Source organism: Kitasatospora terrestris (assembly GCF_039542905.1).
GTDB lineage: Bacteria > Actinomycetota > Actinomycetes > Streptomycetales > Streptomycetaceae > Kitasatospora > Kitasatospora terrestris.
In genome coordinates this window covers 1,214,724-1,230,974 of sequence record NZ_BAABIS010000001.1, presented here as the reverse complement: position 1 = coordinate 1,230,974, position 16,251 = coordinate 1,214,724, and the positions used below count along the sequence as shown (strand labels likewise).

Below are 16,251 nucleotides of genomic sequence, written 5' to 3'. Positions count from 1 at the left end.
TCGCATGTCCGACCCTGCCCCTTTGAGGAGCACCCATGTCCGCAAGACCCCTTCGCCGTTCGGCCCGCACCACCGCGATGTGCGCCATGCTGGTGGCTGCCGCAACCGGCCTGACCGCCTGTGGCGGCCTGACTCCCGGAGGCTCCTCGGCCGGACCGGCCCCCACCGGCCCCGTCTCCACCGCACTGCCCACCGGGAGTGCGACGCTGACGATCGTGAGCTCCGAGAACGCCGGTACCACTAAGGCCCTCGCGCAGGCTTTCCATGCCAAGCACCCGAACATCACGGTGGACTTCCAGTACACGGGCCCGGACGACTACGACAAGAGCCTCAACCTGAAGCTCTCCTCCGACCAGGCGCCCGACCTGGCGCTGCTGAACAAGCTCGGCACCACCGTCAAGGCCAACCTGGTGCGCAGCCTGGACGACTACGCCAAGGCCTACGGTTGGGACGCCAAGTACTCGTCCACCGAGCTGGACCAGTGGCGGGCGAGCGACGACGGCAAGCAGCTGGGCACCGGGCACCTGTGGGCCGGGCCGGCCGGGTTCTCGGTGGTCGGCGTCTTCTACAACAAGGACATCGCGGCGAAGCTCGGCATCACCCCGCCGACCACCCGGGCCGAGTTCGACGCCGCCCTCGCGAAGGCCAAGGCGGCCGGGGAGCTGCCGGTCCAGCTCGGCAACCTGCAGGGCCACTCGTCCTTCATCGTGCAGTCGATCGTGGACGCCACCGACGGCGCGGCGAAGACCAGCGACTGGGTCAACGGCAAGGCCGGCGCCACCATCAAGACCCCCGGGGGCACCGCCGCCGCGACCACCCTCGCCGACTGGGCGAAGAAGGGGTACCTGCCGGACGGCGCCAACGGCACCGACCTGCCCGGCTCGGTCGCCGAGTTCACCAAGGGCAAGGGCCTGTTCCTGTTCAACGGCTCCTGGGACGCCCAGGTGATCGACAAGGCCGCCCACGGGAAGACCGGCTTCCTCACCTTCCCCGGTGAGAGCGGCAAGGCCACCGGCATCGGCACCTCGGTCGCCTACGCCATCCCCGCCAAGGCCAAGAACCCCGACCTGGCCGCCGCCTTCCTGGACTTCATGAACACCCCCGAGGCCGCGCAGATCCAGTTCGACACCGGCTTCCTGCCGGTCGCCCACGCCGACACGGTCAAGGGCGCCGAGGGCAACGTGATGAACGAGGTCGCCAAGGGCTGGGCCGCCGTCAACAAGGACAACGGCCTGGTGAACTTCTTCGCCAACACCGACGCCACCATGGGCGACACGCTCACCTCCCAAGGCCAGCAGCTGATCGGCGGGAAGATCGGACCCGAGCAGTACCTCGACGCTCTGCAGAACGACTGGACCAAGGGCCACCAGTGACCAGCACCCCCCTGCGCGAGCCGCGCGGCACCGCACACCGGGCCACCCCGCCCCCCGGCGGTGAACCCGGCGCCCGGTCGCAGGCCCGAGCCGGCCAGCCGACGCGCACCCTGCGCGTCGGCCCCCGCCGCCCGGCCGGCCGGAAGGTCGCGTACCTCTACCTGGCGCCCGCGCTCACCCTGTACACCGCGTTCGTCGGCCTGCCGTGGCTGCACACCGTGTGGCTGTCGTTCTTCGCGTGGGACGGCGTCACCGCCGGCACCTGGGTCGGGCTCGACAACTACCGGCAGGTCCTGACCGACCCCGCGCTGCGCGCCTCGGTCCTGCACGCGCTCGGCTTCATCGGTTTCTACTCGCTGCTGCCGATCGCCCTGGGCCTGCTGCTCGCCGCGGTCATCGGCGGCCGCGGCGGACGCCGCTACCCGGTCAGCCGCACCGTGCTCTTCCTGCCGCAGGTCGTGCCCCTGGTCGCGGTCGGTGTCACCTGGAAGTGGATGTACTCCACCGACGGCATCGTCAACCAGGGCCTGCGCGCGATCGGCCTCGGTTCGATGACCCGGGCCTGGCTCGGCGACTTCACCTGGGCGTACGTCGCGGTCGGGCTGGTCGGCACCTGGGTGATGCTGGGGCTGTGCCTGGTGGTCTTCCAGGCCGGCATCCAGAAGATCGACACCAGCCTGTACGAGGCCGCCCGGCTCGACGGTGCCGGACCCGTCCGCGAGTTCTTCGCCGTCACCCTGCCCGGGCTGCGCGCCGAGATCGGCGTCGCCATGACCATCACCGTGATCGCCGCGCTCGCCAGCTTCGACGTCGTCTACGTCACCACCGGCGGCGGCCCCGGCGACTCCACCACCGTCCCCGGCGTGCTGATCTACCGGCTCGCCTTCACCAACGGCGAGGTCGGCGCCGCCTGCGCCCTGGCCGTCGTGCTGAGCGCGCTGATCGCCCTGGTCGTGCTGGGGATCAACCGGATCACGGGGGAGAAGGACTGATGAACCGTCGTTTCGAAGGTCTACTCGGCCGTGCCGTGATGGCCGCCTTCTGCCTCGCCGTGCTCGTCCCGTTCGCCGGGATCGTGCTCGCCGCGCTCAACCCGCCCGGCACCCTGGTCGGCGGCCTCCAGTGGCCCGAGCACCCCACGTTCGAGTCGTTCACCCGGGCCTGGTCCACCGCAGGGTTCGGGCAGTTGCTGAGCAACAGCACGGTGATCGCCCTCGGCGTCGTCCCGCTGGCGCTGGTCTGCGCCTCCCTGGCCGGGTACGCCTTCGCCCTGATGGAGTTCCGCGGCCGCAAGGTGATCTTCGCCTTCCTGATGCTGGGCCTGGCCCTGCCGTACGAGGCCGCGGTGGTGCCGCTCTACTACGACCTGCGCTCGCTCGGGCTGATCGACACCCCGCTCGCGCTGATCCTCGCCCTGGTCGGCCTGTTCATGCCCTTCGGCGCCTTCTGGATGCGCGAGCAGTTCCTCGCCCTGCCCAAGGAGATGGTCGAGGCCGCAGCCGTCGACGGCGCCGGAAGCTGGACCGTGCTGTGGAAGGTCCTGCTGCCCTGCGCCAAGCCGGCCCTGATCACCCTCGGCCTGCTGTACTTCCTGTGGGCCTGGAACCAGTTCCTGCTCGCGCTGATCCTCATCCAGGACCCCGCCGGACGCACCGCCCCCGCCGGCCTCGGCTTCTTCGTCGGCGCACACAACATCGACGTGCCCCTGCTCTCTGCGGCGACGCTGATCGTCATCGCCCCTGTCGTCGCCGTCTACCTGTTCTTCCAGCGGCACTTCATCGCCGGGATGCTCTCCGGCGCCGTCAAGGGCTGACCCTTCACACCTGTTCTCTCTCCACCGTCACCTGGGGGACCCACCGCCATGACGCATGCCCTCCTGCACCCGAAGACCTCCCCGACCCCCGCCCGACCGCCCCGTCTGATCCTGGTCGGCGCCGGTGGCCGCGGCTCCACCTACGCCACCTACGCGGCGTACACCGGCCGCGCCGAGGTCGTGGCGATCGCCGAACCCGACCCAGCCCGCGCCGCAGCCGCCGCGGCCCGCCACCCCGACGCCGAGGTGTTCGACGACTGGCAGCAGCTGGCCACACGGCCCCCCGAGGCCGACGCGGTGATCGTCACCACCCAGGACGCCGACCACGTCGAACCCGCCGTCCACTTCGCTCGGCTCGGCTACCACATCCTGCTGGAGAAGCCGATGGCCACCAGCGAGCAGGATGTCCGCCGGATCACCGACGCGGTGAACGAGGCCGGCGTGATGCTCGCCGTCTGCCACGTCCTGCGCTACACGCCCTACACCCAGGGCGTGAAGGCGATCATCGACTCCGGCAGGCTCGGCGAGATCGTCAGCGTCGAACACCTGGAACCGGTCGGCTGGTGGCACCAGACGCACTCCTACGTCCGGGGCAACTGGCGGCGGGAGGACCTGGCCACCCCGATGCTGCTGGCCAAGTCCTCGCACGACCTGGACTGGCTCTCCTACATCGTCGGCTCCTCGGTCACCAAGGTGTCCTCGTTCGGCTCGCTCAGCCACTTCCGGCCGGAGAACCGCCCGGCCACCGCGGCGGACAACTGCCTGGACTGCCCGCTGGAGCCGACCTGCCCCTACTCCGCGCCGCGCCTGTACCTGGGGTGTCTGGGCGACCCGGACCGGGAGCGGTGGCCGCTCGCCGCGGTGACCGGCGCGCGCACCCCCGAAGGCGTCGTGCAGGCGCTGCGCGAAGGACCGTACGGGCGCTGCGTGTACGCGTGCGACAACGACGTGGTCGACCACCAGGTGGTCAACCTCGAGTACGCGAACGGCGCCACGGCCTCGTTCACGATGACCGCGTTCACCCCGTTCACCCACCGCAAGACCCGGATCTTCGGCACCCGCGGCTCCCTCGACGGCGACGGCGTCAACGCCACCGTCACCGACTTCGTCACCGGACACGAGGAGACCCTGGTGCTCGGCGTGGACGGCCCGGACGCGGGCAGCGGCCACGGCGGCGGCGACGAGCGCCTGGTCGACGCCTTCCTCGACGCCCTCTGCACCGGTGATCCCAGGCACATCCTCTCCGACCCGGCGACCAGCCTGGAGAGCCACCGGGTGGCCTGGGCCGCCGAACGCTCCCGCCACAACGGGACGGTCGAGCACCTCGACTGAATCACTCGAGATCTCCGGGCCCGACCTTCCCCGGACCACGGGCCCGGACGTCCCCGGACGGCTGTCACCGCGCGAGCGGCCGCAGCCGTCCAGGGAAACCGGCGGTTGGTCGCGCACCCGGCGACTGAGCCGGCCCACCCCCACCCCGGGTCCGCCCCCCTGGACAGGACCCGGACCGCCCGGGGCGTCCTCGGAACACCTCCCCGCACGGAGCGCCGAACCCTGACGCCCCGGGACACCGCCCCCCGATCTCCGGTTCCGCGACGCCGGATGCCGGAAGCCATGCAGCACCCCCACCTCCCTGAAAGGGACCCCACCATGGCTGCACACCCCCCGGGCACCGCGCCCACCCCGTCCCGGCTCCGCCGGGCAGCCCTCGCCGTCGCCGGCCTGGTCACGGCCGCCGCGCTGGCGGCGCCGGTGACGGCCGCGCAGGCCGCCGACTTCCCGCCCAACCCCACCACGAAGTCGGGCTACACCCTGGACTTCGACGAGGAGTTCGACGGCACCACGCTCAACTCCGCCAAGTGGCTGGACTCCTACCTGCCGCACTGGACCTCCACCCCGGCCAACGCCAAGGCCCGCTACACCGTCGCCGACGGCGTCCTCACCGAGCGCCTGGACGCCGACACCCCGGCCTGGAACGCCCAGTACGACGGCACGGTGAAGATCTCCAGCATCCAGTCCTACGAGAAGGACTGGTGGCACCGCTTCAACTCCTCGATGCCCAACGACCACCACGAGCCGGACTTCAACGGCTACTCCACCAAGTACGGCTACTTCGAGATCCGGGCCAAGAACTCGAACGTCGGCGGCGGCGGCCACCAGGCCATGTGGCTCGTCGGCACCGACGACACCACCAGCGCCAACGCCAACTCCGAGATCGACATGATCGAGACGTTCTTCTCCAAGCCGAACAACTGGCGCATCGCCGCCTACGGCTGGAGCGACCCCAACTTCCTGTCCAGCTGGTACCTGTCCGACGCGGCCGTGCCCAGCGGCAGCCCCACCACCGAGTACCACGTCTACGGCATGGACTGGACCCCCACCCAGCTCAACTTCTACTACGACAACCAGCTCTACAAGACCATCAACGACGCGCCGAACTCGCCCATGGGCATGATCCTCGGCCTCTACACCGACGCCGGCTCCGGCGTCCACAACGACACCTGGCCCAAGACCTGGAACGTCGACTACATCCGGGTCTTCAAGAACAACGCCGGCTACCCCGAGCCGTACCAGCGGATCAAGAACCACCAGACCGGTCAGTACCTCAACATCGAGAACAAGACCGGCAACGTCCAGTACGGCAACGTGCCGGCCACCTACTGGAGCTCCCAGTGGTCCAAGGAGACCACCGGTGACGGCTACACCCGCTACCGCAACCGCTGGACCGGCGAGTACATGAACACCACCACCGCCGACGCAGTCGTCCACTACGGGAGCCTGCCCGCCACCGACGCCCGGAGCCAGTGGACCGAGGAAGCCGTCTCCGGCTACACCCGCCTGAAGAACCGCTCCACCGGCACCTACGCCCACACCGAGAACCTCACCGGCAACCTCCAGCACGGCGCCGCGCCGAGCACCTGGTGGACCGGTCAGTGGACCTTCGAACCCGCCTCCTGACCCCCAACCCCGCAAGAGCCTGACCCGGCATCACGGGCGCGGGCCGCACCCCACGGCGGCCCGCGCCGCACCCCCAGGAGCACACACCATGTCCGTCCGACCCGTCGCATTCGCCCTCGCGGCCGTCCTTGCCGCCGCGGGCTGCACCACGGCGCAGCCCGCGCCCCCCGGCCCCACCGTTCCCGACCACTCGGGGCAAAGCCTCTGGCACGTCATCGACGCCGACGGCAAGACCATCCGCCAGCTCCCTGACGACGACCCGGTGGTCACAGCCGTCCGGAAGACCGTGGTGCTGCACTCCGGAGCCGTCGACAACCGCGACGCCGCCGGCATCGCGGACAGCACCACCCAGGAATTCACCTTCTACGGAACCGACTTCACCGCTTCCCTGCGCGCCCAGCAGTACGACACCAAGCTCGCCGCCCTGTTCACCACCAACCACCTCGCCACCCGCCAGGTGAGCATTGCCTGGTACCAGTCCACCTTCCCCAAGGACATGACCACCGCCAAGGTCCAGATGGACGCCACCATCGAGTTCACCGCGGCGGACCCCGGCTACCTCGCTACCAGCCATCTCGAGCTCAACAAGCCCTACACCCAGCACCGCTCCGTCAGCCTCGCCAAGCAGGGCGACCGTTGGGCCATCGTCGCCATCGACAAGAACCCGCTGGAGGCGCAGAACCCCCCGGTCCCCACCGCTGGACCGAAGGCGAAGCCGTGAGCATCGCGGGCACACCCGTCACCGAGGCGTACGTGATCGCCCTGGACGTCGGCGGAACCGCCATGAAGGGCGCGGTCGTCGGACCGGACCTGCGACCGGTCCTCACCCTCAACCGCCCCACCCCGGTCCGGGACGGTCCGCAGGCCGTCGTCGAGGCGATCCGCGAGGTCCTCGCCGACCTTGACACCCGAGCCCTGACCCGGGGAATCGACCCCGTGCGCGCCGGCGTGGTCGTGCCCGGCATCGTCGACGAGGAACTCGGTGAAGTGCGCTTCAGCGCGAACCTCGGCTTTGAGGACCTGCCGCTGGCCAGGAGACTGAAGGGCCGCCTCCCGGTCACCGTCGGCCACGACGTCCGCGCCGGCGGCCTCGCCGAGGCTGTCCTCGGAGCCGCCGCCGGCACCCGTGACGTCGCCTTCCTCGCCGTCGGCACCGGCATCGCCGCCGCCCTGATCAGCGACGACCACCTGCTCACGGGCAGCGGCTGGGCGGGCGAGATCGGCCACCTGTCCGTTGAACAGCCCGGACCGCCTTGCGCCTGCGGTGCGACCGGCTGCCTCGAAGCCCTCGCCTCGGCATCCGCGATCGCCGCCGAACTGTCCGCCCGCACCGGCAGGCCGGTCGCCGGCGCCGCCGAGGTCGCTGACCGCCTCCTCGTCGGTGACCGCCACGCCCGCGCGGTCTGGGACCGCGCGGTGGAAGCCCTCGCCATCGCGCTGGCCGCGCTGACCACGGTGCTGGCACCCGAGACAGTGGTCATCGGCGGCGGCCTTGCCGAATCGGGTGAACTCCTGCTCGACCCTCTCCAGCGCCGCCTGGCCGCGCGCCTGACCTTCCAGCGCCCGCCCCGCCTCGTCAAGGCCGCCCTCGGTGAAAGGGCCGGCTGCATCGGCGCCGCTCTGCTCGCCCAGCGGGCGATGGGCCGCTGACTGTCGGTCGTGCAAGCCGCTGAGCCACGACCCCCGAAAGACGGAGATTCCATGCGACAACCACCGCCCGCCAGGCGCCGAACCGCCACCGGGCCGGCCGCCACCTTGGCTGCCGCGCTACTGCTCACCGCCTGCGGCAGCAATCCTCCTCAAGCTCCGACGGGGCCGACAGGAATCACGCTGACGGTCGCGACATCCGAGAGCGCGGGAACCCTGAGAGTCCTGGCCGCCGCCTTCCACGCCCGACACCTCGACGTTGACGTCGAGGTCCACTACACCCCCCAGGACGCCTACGACACGGGCCTGGACCGCCTGCTGGCCTCGCCCGACGCACCCGATCTGGCGCTGCTGAACAAGCTCGGCGGCACCGCGAAGGCCGGACTCGTCCGCAGCCTCGACGGCTGGGCCACGAAGTACGGCTGGAACACCGCCTACCCGTCCGGCGAACTCGCCCAGTGGCGGTCCACTCCCGACGGCCGACAGCTCGGCACCGGAACCCTGTGGGCCGCTCCCGCCGGGTTCTCCATGACCGGCGTGTACTACAACCGGGAGAAGCTCACCCGCCTCGGGCTCAAGCCGCCCGCCACCCGCGCCGAGTTCGACACCGCGCTGGCCAAGGCGAAGGCGGCCGGCGAACTGCCGATCCAGCTCGGCAATCGCGCGGGGCACTCGTCGTTCCTCGTTCAGTCGATCGTCGACTCGGTCGATGGTGCGGCCAAGACCACGGACTGGGTCAACGGCAGGCAAGGCGCGACGATCGACACGCCAGGAGGGAACACCGCGGCGGCGACACTGAGCGACTGGGCCCGCAAGGGCTACTTCCCCGCCGACGCGAACGACAACGACCTGCCCACGGCGGTCAACGAATTCACCGCAGGGAAGGGCCTGTTCCTGTTCGACGGCTCCTGGGACGCTCAGGTCGTCGACCGTGCCATGCACGGCCGGGTCGGCTTCCTGCCCTTCCCCGGCAACGGCGGCACGACCACCGCCATCGGCACTTCCGTGGCGTACGCCGTCCCGACCCGGGCTGCGCACCCCGACGAGGCGGCGGCCTTCCTAGACTTCATGGGAAGCCAGGAAGCTGCGCAGATCCAGTTCGACACCGGCTTCCTGCCCGTCGCGCACGCCGACACGGTGAAGGCCGCCGACGGGAACGTGATGAACGACATCGCCAAGGGCTGGGCGGCGGTCAACCGGGACAACGGCCTCGTCAACTTCTTCGCCAACAGCACCAGCACCATGAACAACACTCTCACCGTCCAGAGCCGGCAGCTTCTCGGTGGCGCCGTCACCCCGGCCGCGTACCTCCACGCGATCCAGGAGGACTGGCAGAAGGCCCGCACCGGCTGACCGGTCCACGGTCATCGGCTGCACCGTCGGTCCGAGAAGAACGTCTCCTGGCGGAGGAGGTCCCTACCGGCTGCCCGCCTCGGCGCTGCCCGGGTGGTGCCACTGTGATGACCGCGACGCCCCTCGTGGGAGTGCCTGCCATGCCCTGTCCCGAGATCTATGTTCCGAGTGCAGAGCCGAGCCGTTCATCTGCGACGCGGGCGGCGGACTCCTGGCTGGAGGGACAGCGCGGTGCGGGTGTCCTGTCCGCCACGTTCGGCATGCGCGCCAGTCCGGCTACCGGAGTTCGGCCCAGCCGGAGAGCGGGTCGGGCCTCGGGGAATCGAGGGCGGCGGGGTTCAGTGGGCGGTGGGCCCCACGCGCGCCATTCGCCGCGGCAGGCCGACCGAGGCCGTGGCTGCCGAAGAGCTCCTCGTTGACGCGGTCGAGAGCCAGGCGCACCGCGCCGAGCGCGACTGCCTCCGCGCCGAGCGCCGAGACATCCACCCGGGGCACGTCGAGGCACAGCCGTTCCAAGTGGTTCCGGATGGGACCGGCCATCGCTTCCCCGGCCTGCGAGAGGCCGCCACCGACCACGACCAGCTCGGGGTTGATGGTCAGCACCATCGCGGCGATGCCTTGGGCGAGGGTGTGGGCGAAGCGGTCGACCTGTTCGACGGCGACACTGTCGCCGGCCTGGGCGTCGGCGAAGATCTTCGCGGAGTCCGCGGCCTCCCGGACCACGTTCATCGCGTCGCTCTCCCAGCCGAGCACGGCGAGCGCGCCGATCTCTCCGGCGGCTCCGCCGCGGCCGCGGTGCAGCCGACCGCCGAGCATCATCCCGGTGCCCGTCCGGTGCCCGGCGATCACCTGGATGAAGTCGTCGACCTGCTGCGCGGCGCCGAGCCAGTGCTCGGCGAGGGTGGCGAGATTGGCATCGTTCTCCGCGTACGCCGGGCAACCGAACCAGGTGCCGGCGACACGCGCCAGCTCCGAGCCGTTCCACTCCGGCATCGGCGTGGACAGCCTGACCCGGCCCGACCCGTCGACGATCGCCGGTACCCCCAGGCACAGCGCCCGCAGCCTGATTCCGGTCTGGCGGCCGAGGAACTCCTCGACGCCGACCCTGACCGCCTCCAGTCGGGCCGCGCCCCCCTCGATCGGGTCGATCGGCGACCACTCGGCCGCGACAGGCTTGCCGTCGAGATCGGCGAGGGCGAGCCGGAGCCCGCTGGAGCCGACATCCACACCCAGGACATGGCCGGTCTCGGCCCGGAAGCGGTAGCGCCGGGCCGGACGGCCGATGGACTTCTCGGGGGCAACCTCCTCGATCCACCCGCCTTCCGTCAGCTCGGTGATCACCACATCGACCGTCTGCCGGGACAGCGAGGTGGCGGCACCGATCTGGGTGAGCGTCATCGGTTCGGCGTTGCGCAGCGTACGCAGGACGGACTCGATGTTCAGTCGGCGCAGCAGGGCGGGATCGCCGCCGCTGAGTGCTGGCTTGTTCACGCTTGCTCGCCTCCGTCTGATCATGCCCTCGGCCTTGCGCATCATCTTACGGCCAGGACTTGCGTAACCCTGCAACGTAACATGGACGGCACTGCAGGCGCTCAGGTCCCCGGTCACGTCGACACCAATGCGGCTTCTTCGTCGCGCAGGCGGTCAACGACGGAGTCCCGCAGGCCGTCGCGGATCTGGTCGGCATCCCGGGACGCTCGACTGGGCATCTGCTGCATCCCGGCCGGGCTCGTGGCACCTGCTGTTCGGCGATCTTCCAGCAGTTCTCCCTGGGCGGGTCCGACTGCCAGTGCGCACGGTCAACGCTGTGGCCCACGGCCACGGGCCGATCTTCGGTTTGTCCACACGGCTCACGATGATCAACGGTGGTCGTCGCCGTCTGCTGATCAGCCCCATGGCGAGCATGAACTGCAGCTGAGGGCCGGGCAGTTCTTCGCCCTCGCCGCTGGGCTCCTAGGAGCGCTCGGCGATCCAGGCCAAAGCTCGGCACGTGCGCCGAGCCCGTGGTCGAACACCATCGAATGTCCGGAAGCAACGAGGTCTGCCAGTTCCTGGCGCCCACTCTCCACAGCGGGGCCGAGCAGCACCATGTGGTCCTTCTCGGAGCAGTCCCTGCCGAGTCGACCGTGACGGGCAACCTGCTGCAGTCCAGGTGCTGTTCCTTCTCCGCGGGGTCCGGGGTGCCCAGAAGCCCGGGCCCCGAGGGCCGCCCGGATCGAATTCGCCACCGACATCCCGTCCGGCACGCCCTACCTCTTGCGGAGAAGCCACGAACAGCGTGCCGACACCTGGGGGCGTGTTGCCTGCGGCAACGGCTTGGCCGAGGTCCTCGCTACCGGGGTGCGGGGTGGGAGCAACCTGTGCCGAGCCGGCGCGGAGCTTCGTCAAAGACGCCAACGACTCGAAGGCGTTTCTCGACGCTCTGCGGCGCGGGCTGGAAGCCGGCCGCCGCTGACACCCCCGGACGGCGGCCGCATCGAAGAGGTGTGTCACTCCAAGTGAGGAAAGACTCTTACATCGTGTATTTTCGTAAAAGCTCGACGTATATGCTTGTGCTGCTGGTATGTCGGAACTAGCGTGGTAGCAGTTGCGAAGGAACTCGACACAACTCTCTCTCAGTGATCGTGCAGGCTCACGCAGAGCCGACTCCGAAAGGCGGCCTCCCGATGGCATCCAGCCAAGCCTGGCAAGCTGACGCAGACCCGCTGCGATCGCCCGCCCGCCCGAACCGCTCCGCCCCCGCCTGCTACGTTCGCTGCTATCCGGCGGACGCATGGGGCGTGCAACACCTCACCGACCAGTTGCGCCGCTTCGCCCTCGACCGTGGCCACTGGGAGCCGACCCTCTTCCTGGACGACGGCGCTGCTTCCCGCGGCCCCAAGCCCGCCCTGGACGAGCTTCTGGCCCAGGCCGCCGCCGGTCTCCGTGACGCAGTGTTCGTGCCCGGGCTGTGGGTCTTCTCCATTGACGACGACGCGGCACGGGCGACCGCGGCTCAGCTGGAGGCCTATGGCTGCCGTGTCTTCCCGCTTCTCCATGACGCCGATCTGCCCGAGCTGCAGCCTTACCCCGGGGCCGGTGCCTCCGCCCCGCTCCTGCGCGTGGTCGCCTGAGTCGTTCGCGGCCGCGCGAGTGAACCGCACCGCCCCAGCCAGTACCAGCGCGGTTTCTGCACTTCCCCGCTGGTCGGCATCCGGTGCGGCCCGAACTCGCGAAAGTTCTACGACCGCAAGCGGGCCGAGGGGAAGCGGCGCATCCAGGCCGTGATGGCTCTGGCCCGCCGACGCGTCAACGTCATGTGGGCCCTGATCCGTGACCGGTGGTGCTACCGGTCGCACCACCGGTGACCGAGACGGCTTGGCAACAACATGAGGAAGCGAGCCGGGCTGCATGAGCAGAACCACCAGCCACATCATCCCTGTCAGAGGTGGTCGAGGTGGGGGAAGACGAACTCGTCCAGCAGCAGGCCGAGGGCGACCGCGGCCGGGACGGCGACCAGTGCGCCGACGATGCCCAGCAGCGCGCCGCCGATCAGAACGGCCACGATGGTGACGAAGGGGTGGACGTCGACGGCGAACTTCATCGTCCGCGGCATGATCAGGTAGTCCTCCAGCAGTCGGAAGCCGATGTAGAAGCCTGCCGTGGCCAGGGCGACCGGCCAGGAGACCGCGAGGGCGACCAGGCTGACGACGATGCCGGCACCGGGGCCGAGCGCGCCCCGGCTGCACCGAGACAGCCCACGGCCCATGACTCGGTGGCACGAACAAGATCACCGCACTGCGGCTGTTCAGCCTCCGAAGCGGGGGAAGCGAGCGGCGTTGCCGTGCTCCGCAAGGCGCGGCGCAGATCGCGCCGTGCCCGAACCAGGGGGCCGAGGCACCAGTGGGAGCTGAGGTCGGGGGAGCAGCCCGGCCGCTAGTGAGCTGACGAACTCCGAACCGGACAAGCACCTCGCGGTCCGGTGGATCGACGCCGACGCGCTGCCCACCCCGATGTTCCCCACCTCGCACGCCGCCCTCACCGCCTACCTCGCCGGCGACGGCCGGGGCTTCTCCACCTACGGCTGGGACAGCGCCGAGGACCTGCGCGCCATGGTCGGCGCCTGAGAGGCCCGGCCGCCACCGCCGCCCGCCCGTCGGCGAGCACGAGGGGCGCCGCGGGGAGACAGAGGCCTCCCCGTGGCGCCCGCCCCTCTTGGTCCGCCGGAGGGGGCCAGCGGTCCGGAGCCGGGGTCAGACCCTTGACCAGGCCTGGTTGCTGTTGCCGTTGCAGGTGTTCAGTTGCACGGGGGTTCCGTTCACGGTGGCAGCCTTGGCGACCTCCAGGCACAGCCCGGCCAGGCCGGTGACGGTGCCGTTGCTGTTGAACGTCCATTGCTGGTTGGCCCCGCCGTCGCAGGTCCAGAGGTCCACCTTGGATCCCGGCGTCCGGCCGAAGGCGAAGTCGTCCAGGCACTTGCCCATCGTGGTGAGGGTCTTGGCGGTCGGGTCGTAGGTCCATTGCTGGTTGGCGCCGCCGTCACAGGTCCAGATGTCCACCTTGGCGCCGTCGGCGGTGTTGAACGCGGCGTCGTCCAGGCACTTGCCGGAGGCGGCGCTGACCACCGTGGTGGTGGTGTTGCTCCCGTTCACCTTCGTGTACGCGCTCTGCGCCTGCACAGCCAGGGCGTGGACGTCGGCGGTCGACGCGGTGGTCGCGTAGGACGTGCCGGTGGTGTTGATCCAGTCCCGCTCCTTGCTGTACCAGTCGGTCTGGGTCGGGGTGGTGTTGTTCTGCAGTGCGGTGATGAGCGTGTTGAAGTAGGTGTTCCACCGGTCGTAGTAGAGGTCGCCCACCAGGCCGTTCCAGTCGCGGTTGCAGTAGTCGTGCAGTCCCGCCTCCGACAGCGCCTGGTTGCCCCAGGTGGTGAGGACCTCCTTCGCGTCGGCGACGAACTTGGCGCTTTCGGCGGCGTCGGCCCCGTCGGCACTCGCCTGGGCGATCCAGGGGCCGAGCAGGAAACCCTGGACGGTGCCGACGAGTTGGTCGGTGAGCTTCATCTCGTTGAGCCATTCGGAGGTCAGGCTCCGGAGGCGGGTGAGGTCCTTGGCCGTGTGGGCCGATTTGATCTGTGGAAGCAGGACTCGGCTGTTGTTGTCCAGGACCTGCCGTGCCACGACTGCGAGGTCGTACTTGTAGGCGGAGCTGTTCTGCAGTGCGGGGGAGACCGCGAGCAGGCTGGTCAGGGCGGATTCGAACGTGGCGGTGTCGTATCGGACTGTCGTCGGCGACCAGGAGGCCGCCGTGTTGACGTTCAGCGACGGGCGGGCGTTGAAGAGGCTGTCGGCTTCCTCGTCCCAGCCGTCCGCCGGAGTGGCGTACGCGGTGTGGGCCAGCGCCAGCCACGCGGCGGTCGCGTTGCCGTCGGCGGCACCGTACCGGCGGAGCGCGTACTGCGTGAACCAGTCGTCGATGGTCACCGGCCCGGTGCGCCAGGCCATCTCTCCGATGAACTCCGGTACGAGGGCGTCACCGTGTCCGGCTTCCGGCGAGACCCCGATCCCGGCCAGGGCGCTCCCGGTGCGGTTCTTCCAGGCCCAGTACCGGCTGTTCCACACCCCGAGGTTGTCGCCCATCGTGGTGTGGCCACCGAAGTCGAGCACGCCGCCGAAGGAGTAGGGCATGCCGCCCCACTGGCTCTCGCGGGTTCCGGCGGCCTCGTTGGAACGGTCGGAGTTGAAGTCCACCACGAGGGTGGTGGCCTTGTTGAGCGCACTGATCAATGAGCCCGAAGGGTTGCCCGACCAGGCGTGCATTTCCCAGATCGCGCCCGGGTGGGCGGTCTGGAGTGCACGCTGGATGCCCTGCCCCGCGGCGGCCAGATCGACGCTGGTGTTGCCGCCCTCGGTGAACGGGTTCATCGCGTACATCGACGTGGCGCCGAAGGTCGCGTCCTGGAGGCTGTAGAAGGTCTTGGCGACCTGCTGGTACACGGTGGTCGACGGGTCGAGCCACGACAGCAGCGACTGGCTGAACCAGGTGCCGCGGCTGACGACCTTCGCACCGGCGTTGCGGGTGCCGAAATCGTCGGGGACGAACCCGACGAACCCGGGCATCACGGGTGTGATCCCGAGCGACCGCATGCGGGCTGCCACCTGCTTGCCCAGGGTGACGCGGGCGGTCTGGGCGGTCTCGCTGATCCCTCCGTCGGCCAGGGTCCAGCCTCCCTGCCACATGCCGGCCGCCATGTGCGACGGCGGTGATGTCCAGGCCAACATCTCGGAGCGCGAGTACCCGTACTGCTGCATGGTCCGGTGCGCGATGTCCTCGACGCCTACCGGCATGAAGATCTGGTTGTAGCCCTGGATCGCGAGGATGTCGATCTCGCGGGACCAGTCCGCGAACGTCCAGTGCGGACCGGTGTAGTCGGTCCAGATATCGTTGCCGTACAGGCGGTTCCCGACATTCGCGGACTGGGTGATCGCCCCGGCTGGGGCAGGCATCGTCGCCGGCAGGCTGAGCCGGCTGCTGTCCCAGGCGATGTCGCTGTGGGTGACGTACTTCAGGTACCACCCGAAGCCCGTGCTCAGGGCGGCCGGGGTGGTGCCGTCGATCTCGACGGCACCGGCCGTCCCCTTGATCGTGAATGTCTCGCTGCCGGTCCGAGGTTGTCCGACGAACGTGATCTGCGCCGCCGGGCCCGGTCCGATCAGTCGGGCGGCGAGCTGCTGCACACCGCTCGTGTCGAATGCCGATGACGCGGCCGCGGCGGTCGGGACTGCTGCGGCCGCCGCCGCGCCGACGGTGGCTGCGGCTGCAGACAGGACGGTGGTGACGGCCACGGCGCAGGCGATCCATCTCCGGACGACGAACCGCCGGGGGCGGGGTCCGCGCGTTCTGGTGCCGGGCTCCTCGCAGACACTGCTCACGGTGGTGCCTTCCTGGTGGGGGAGTTCCTTCGGATGTGCGGCTTGGCCAGGTGGGTGGCGGGCTTCGCCCGTTGCCCGAGATCGAGCTCGGTGCAGGGGTGGAATGTTATCGATATCATGAAGCCCGAAACCCGACCCGGACCGGTGGGGGTGGAGCTGTCGCGAGGACTCTTCCCATGCGGCTGCGTCGAAGTCCACG

At 70.0% G+C, this 16,251-nt stretch carries 12 protein-coding genes and 1 pseudogene; 10 read left to right on the top strand and 3 right to left on the bottom strand.

Annotated features, from left to right (window positions below):
- Positions 1-35: 35 nt before the first annotated feature.
- From ABEB06_RS05900 to ABEB06_RS05865, 8 genes are all read left to right on the top strand, one after another.
- On the top strand, positions 36-1,373 hold the full coding sequence (locus ABEB06_RS05900; protein WP_345695714.1) for an ABC transporter substrate-binding protein: 1,338 nt from the start codon (positions 36-38) through the stop codon (positions 1,371-1,373).
- On the top strand, positions 1,370-2,365 hold the full coding sequence (locus ABEB06_RS05895; protein ID WP_345695713.1) for a carbohydrate ABC transporter permease: 996 nt from the start codon (positions 1,370-1,372) through the stop codon (positions 2,363-2,365). The genes ABEB06_RS05900 and ABEB06_RS05895 overlap by 4 nt, the downstream gene beginning before the upstream one ends.
- Positions 2,365-3,186 carry a carbohydrate ABC transporter permease gene (locus ABEB06_RS05890; RefSeq protein WP_345695712.1) on the top strand — a complete coding sequence of 274 codons (822 nt, stop codon included), beginning with the start codon at positions 2,365-2,367 and terminating at the stop codon, positions 3,184-3,186. The genes ABEB06_RS05895 and ABEB06_RS05890 overlap by 1 nt, the downstream gene beginning before the upstream one ends.
- Before the next feature lie 48 nt (positions 3,187-3,234).
- Positions 3,235-4,518, top strand: coding sequence for a Gfo/Idh/MocA family protein (locus ABEB06_RS05885; protein ID WP_345695711.1), 1,284 nt, complete (start codon positions 3,235-3,237; stop codon positions 4,516-4,518).
- A gap of 318 nt (positions 4,519-4,836) precedes the next feature.
- On the top strand, positions 4,837-6,144 hold the full coding sequence (locus ABEB06_RS05880) for a family 16 glycosylhydrolase (protein ID WP_345695710.1): 1,308 nt from the start codon (positions 4,837-4,839) through the stop codon (positions 6,142-6,144).
- A gap of 88 nt (positions 6,145-6,232) precedes the next feature.
- The gene (locus ABEB06_RS05875) at positions 6,233-6,865 is read left to right on the top strand and encodes a hypothetical protein (RefSeq protein WP_345695709.1); all 633 of its coding nucleotides are present in this window, start codon (positions 6,233-6,235) and stop codon (positions 6,863-6,865) included.
- Complete coding sequence (locus ABEB06_RS05870) at positions 6,862-7,794, top strand: ROK family protein (RefSeq protein WP_345695708.1); 933 nt, start codon at positions 6,862-6,864, stop codon at positions 7,792-7,794. Before ABEB06_RS05875 ends, ABEB06_RS05870 begins: the two co-directional genes overlap by 4 nt.
- A gap of 51 nt (positions 7,795-7,845) precedes the next feature.
- On the top strand, positions 7,846-9,144 hold the full coding sequence (locus ABEB06_RS05865; protein ID WP_345695707.1) for an ABC transporter substrate-binding protein: 1,299 nt from the start codon (positions 7,846-7,848) through the stop codon (positions 9,142-9,144).
- A gap of 276 nt (positions 9,145-9,420) precedes the next feature.
- Here ABEB06_RS05865 and ABEB06_RS05860 read toward each other — a convergent pair whose 3' ends face one another.
- Positions 9,421-10,635, bottom strand: coding sequence for an ROK family transcriptional regulator (locus ABEB06_RS05860; RefSeq protein ID WP_345695706.1), 1,215 nt, complete (start codon positions 10,633-10,635; stop codon positions 9,421-9,423).
- A gap of 1,289 nt (positions 10,636-11,924) precedes the next feature.
- On the opposite strand from ABEB06_RS05860, the gene ABEB06_RS05855 reads away from it, so the two are divergent.
- Together ABEB06_RS05855 and ABEB06_RS39300 are read left to right on the top strand one after the other, a co-directional pair.
- Positions 11,925-12,257, top strand: coding sequence for a hypothetical protein (locus tag ABEB06_RS05855; RefSeq protein WP_345695705.1), 333 nt, complete (start codon positions 11,925-11,927; stop codon positions 12,255-12,257).
- 27 nt (positions 12,258-12,284) lie between these two features.
- A pseudogene (locus ABEB06_RS39300) lies at positions 12,285-12,538 on the top strand (hypothetical protein); the annotation flags it as partial.
- 27 nt (positions 12,539-12,565) lie between these two features.
- Here the strand turns inward: ABEB06_RS39300 and ABEB06_RS05845 are convergent.
- Both ABEB06_RS05845 and ABEB06_RS05840 read right to left on the bottom strand, forming a co-directional pair.
- On the bottom strand, positions 12,566-12,892 hold the full coding sequence (locus ABEB06_RS05845; protein WP_345695704.1) for an AI-2E family transporter: 327 nt from the start codon (positions 12,890-12,892) through the stop codon (positions 12,566-12,568).
- A 484-nt stretch (positions 12,893-13,376) separates the two neighbouring features.
- Complete coding sequence (locus ABEB06_RS05840) at positions 13,377-15,965, bottom strand: alpha-N-acetylglucosaminidase TIM-barrel domain-containing protein (RefSeq protein WP_345695703.1); 2,589 nt, start codon at positions 15,963-15,965, stop codon at positions 13,377-13,379.
- Positions 15,966-16,251: the final 286 nt, after the last annotated feature.

Excerpts from the sequence above, each read along its gene's own strand:
- ABEB06_RS05900 (WP_345695714.1), top strand. The coding sequence starts at position 36 with ATGTCCGCAAGACCCCTTCGCCGTTCGGCCCGCACCACCGCGATGTGC.
- ABEB06_RS05890 (WP_345695712.1), top strand. The coding sequence starts at position 2,365 with ATGAACCGTCGTTTCGAAGGTCTACTCGGCCGTGCCGTGATGGCCGCC.
- ABEB06_RS05885 (WP_345695711.1), top strand. The coding sequence starts at position 3,235 with ATGACGCATGCCCTCCTGCACCCGAAGACCTCCCCGACCCCCGCCCGA.
- ABEB06_RS05880 (WP_345695710.1), top strand. The coding sequence starts at position 4,837 with ATGGCTGCACACCCCCCGGGCACCGCGCCCACCCCGTCCCGGCTCCGC.
- ABEB06_RS05875 (WP_345695709.1), top strand. The coding sequence starts at position 6,233 with ATGTCCGTCCGACCCGTCGCATTCGCCCTCGCGGCCGTCCTTGCCGCC.
- ABEB06_RS05865 (WP_345695707.1), top strand. The coding sequence starts at position 7,846 with ATGCGACAACCACCGCCCGCCAGGCGCCGAACCGCCACCGGGCCGGCC.
- ABEB06_RS05845 (WP_345695704.1), bottom strand. The coding sequence starts at position 12,892 with ATGGGCCGTGGGCTGTCTCGGTGCAGCCGGGGCGCGCTCGGCCCCGGT.